Genomic DNA, 3,138 nt, shown 5'->3' on the forward strand with positions numbered 1-3,138 from the left:
TGCCTTGGAAAAATCGTAAACCATTTTAGCTTGCCAAGCAATAGGCGGCTGTCGAACTTTAAATATCTTTTGTACATATCCTACATCTACAAGTATTGCTACCTTCTCCATATGTAGTACCTCCTAAAAATAATCAGAGGATCATGCTCAGCATGATCCTCTGATTAGAAAATAAGATTACTTTTTTGAATTAGTCTTGCTCTCTGAATTAGTCTTACTCTCTGAATTAGTCTTACTTTCTTGATTGGTCTTACCCTCTGAATTGACTTCATTTTACACTATAAATATATAAAATGCAAAATTTTTCGCACTCATCTAACTACTTATCACATCTATATTCAAACTATTTTGCTCTTTGAAATCTAAAAGTTACTACTTACAAATTAATTGCATTATCATTGAACTTGCATTGAATGGATGTGCGAAAATAGACGATACCCTTGCGGTTTCGAACAATAAATCCGAGGAATTACATGAAGTTTACATGGACTAGATAACACAGTTACATTGAGAGTGTCTTAGAAGTTCAATCTATGATTGATCCATACAATTACATGGAACTTATCTTATCAATTCATTGTATTATCATTGAACATACATGGAATAGATCCATGAAAATAGACGATACCATTGAGGTTTTAAGCAATAGCTCCTAGAGATGACATGGATTCTACATTGAAACTTTCTTGTGCGTTCAATGTAGAATCATCATTTATAAGACTCTTTCACATACCCTGATCATCATAATGAATTGGTTCTTCATTTCAAAAGCATACTCTTCTGCTTCTTTTATGGCCATATCATTCAAGGCTTCTCAATCGCCTTTTACAGCAGTTTTTATCATACGACCTGCAATTACACCTATTTTCTTTTCAGTGGCTTTAATACGCCGCCCTCGTCCTTCTAATTTGTTCTATCCTCCATTCAATAGACCGACCAAAAGTTGCCGTTTCACTCTTTTTTCTTAACAGATCGGATGGCTAACACCCCTTACTTTTATAACTTGAAATACTTCAAGCTCATTGCCATTTCTTCTTCTTCGATTCCAATATATCGCTTCGTCACATTCTGTGAAGCATGATTAAAGATCACCATCAACGTCGCAATATCTTTCGTTTGCTGATAGTAATGATATCCAAACGTTTTCCGCAAGGAATTTGTCCCAACATCTTCTCTCCCAAGTAAATCAGCTGCCTTCTGAAAGACTCGATAGGCCTGTGTCGTTGAAATCGGCTGTCCTGTCCGTTGTGAAGCGAATAAATACGCTTCTTCCTCTTTTCCTTCCGTATACGTCGCAATTTCCGGCATGATCATATGTAAAAAGACCGTTCGTTTCTTGCCTGTTTTCTTTTCTCGAATGGTGACCGATGTTTTCCCTCGCACATCGCCTACCTTCAATGGCAACAGATCACTAATGCGAAGCCCTGTATTGATGCCCATATCAAACAGCAACAAATCTCTTTCTGCCGTACGGCTCATTTGTAAGGCTTGGCGAAATTGCTGAATTTCTTCGGCCGATCGTAACGGCTGCACATTTTCTCTCGGTTTCATCAAAAACGCTCCTTTTTCATGTAAAGTTTCCTTTTATTTTAACAGAAACCGTACATGTTTTTCGGCAACAAAAAAAGAACCGCTCGGTTGAGCGATTCTTCATGTACGGTTGTAACCAAAACCGTACATCATTGTGATCGAAGTAAAAATGATCATAGTATCAATAACATTGTAAAGTTGACTGGTATTCCTCAAAACAACATTGATTATGAAATGATATACTCTCAATTAAGAAGCATTTTGAACTACTCACCACTTAACAACCTTACGGTTTGTTTGAAGTGGGAGGTGAAGTTTTTTTTACGGTGAAATTATTTATTATACAATCAGCTATATACCTACGTATTTTGTATTCCGATCAAGGCTAGCACTATCTAATGAAACAATATTGAGAAACACTGAAAGATTAAACAAAGAATTTGTCGAACAGTTTAAAAATAACGCAATATAAAATCCAATTCATAATGGAAAAATTAAAAATGAGTTCGATATAGTAGCCTATCGAACTCATTTCTATTCTATTTAGCTATAAATTTTCTAACTAATGTTATTTCACTTAAATCTATGAGATTAGTAACACCTTGAATTGTACACTCCCCCCAATTAGGGTGTTCAGTTAAACGATCAATATTGAAAATCATTTCCCAACTTCTTTCTAGTTCAGACTGAACAAATTGTCTGTTATCTTCCTCAATTTGTTCAAGATCAAAATAATGTTTATTTAATACAAAATGCCAAGCTTCAAAATCTGAATGAAGAACTCGACTTTCTTCTATATCAATTTTCAACAATATACCCTCTTTACCACGTTTAAAATACCCACTTTTTCTTAGGTCCGGTTTTTCTGTCCATAACCAAACAGGATACTCCCCCTTATAGTTTGGAATATATTTACTCATTTTTTTCATCATCCAGTGATAATCTTCAATAAGATCTGACGAGATGAAATTCGGATTTCCAATGAGATACCCCTTTTGTTGTATTTCGTTCCATTTTTCACTTGATTGAATTGTCCAATACGTTCCCATAAAAACCTCCATTATAAATATTGCTTATAAGTCGTAATAAATAAAAAGACTCATAAACAATATATTACACATTTTAACATTATTAAGGTCAACGTAACTTGTGGGCTTACGCTACAAGTGAGATATGACTTTTTTTTAATTTCAAGCCATAACTAAAATTAAAAAAACACTCCCAAAGCGTCGTTTGGTAACATTAAATGCTTAACGTTGTAAATCCGCATAAATCTGACGAGACCCCTCATTGGCTTTTATCACATAATTATTTAAGTGGATCTACGTCAAGTCTTTGGACACCTTTTGCCTAAGTTTTTTTCTTGGAAGTTCAATGTAATTCACCATTTATAAGACTCTTTAACATATCCTGATCATCATAATGAATAGGTTCTTCATCATTACGCAACGCGTAAATTGTGCCATACACCTTCAACAAAATTTCGATTCTTTCACCTAACTCATCTATCTCTTCATATGAATAATCAAACTCACCTATCGAAAAAGCTGCATCAACCTTTTCATAATCTTGAAGAACATATTCTTCTGCTTCTTTTATTGTCATATC

General features: G+C 34.4%; 3 protein-coding genes. All 3 read right to left on the reverse strand.

Going from position 1 to position 3,138, the window contains the following annotated elements:
- Positions 1-996 precede the first annotated feature (996 nt).
- Positions 997-1,551 (reverse strand): tyrosine-type recombinase/integrase, encoded by a 555-nt coding sequence (locus tag VIG73_RS02540; RefSeq protein WP_331638991.1) that lies wholly within the window; start codon positions 1,549-1,551, stop codon positions 997-999.
- A 518-nt stretch (positions 1,552-2,069) separates the two neighbouring features.
- On the reverse strand, positions 2,070-2,579 hold the full coding sequence (locus VIG73_RS02545) for a DUF3841 domain-containing protein (RefSeq protein WP_331638992.1): 510 nt from the start codon (positions 2,577-2,579) through the stop codon (positions 2,070-2,072).
- Between the two features lie 322 nt (positions 2,580-2,901).
- The coding region (locus VIG73_RS02550) for a hypothetical protein (RefSeq protein WP_331638993.1) at positions 2,902-3,138 on the reverse strand (237 nt) is incomplete at its 5' end.

This window comes from Cerasibacillus sp., assembly GCF_036516575.1.
GTDB lineage: Bacteria > Bacillota > Bacilli > Bacillales > Amphibacillaceae > Cerasibacillus.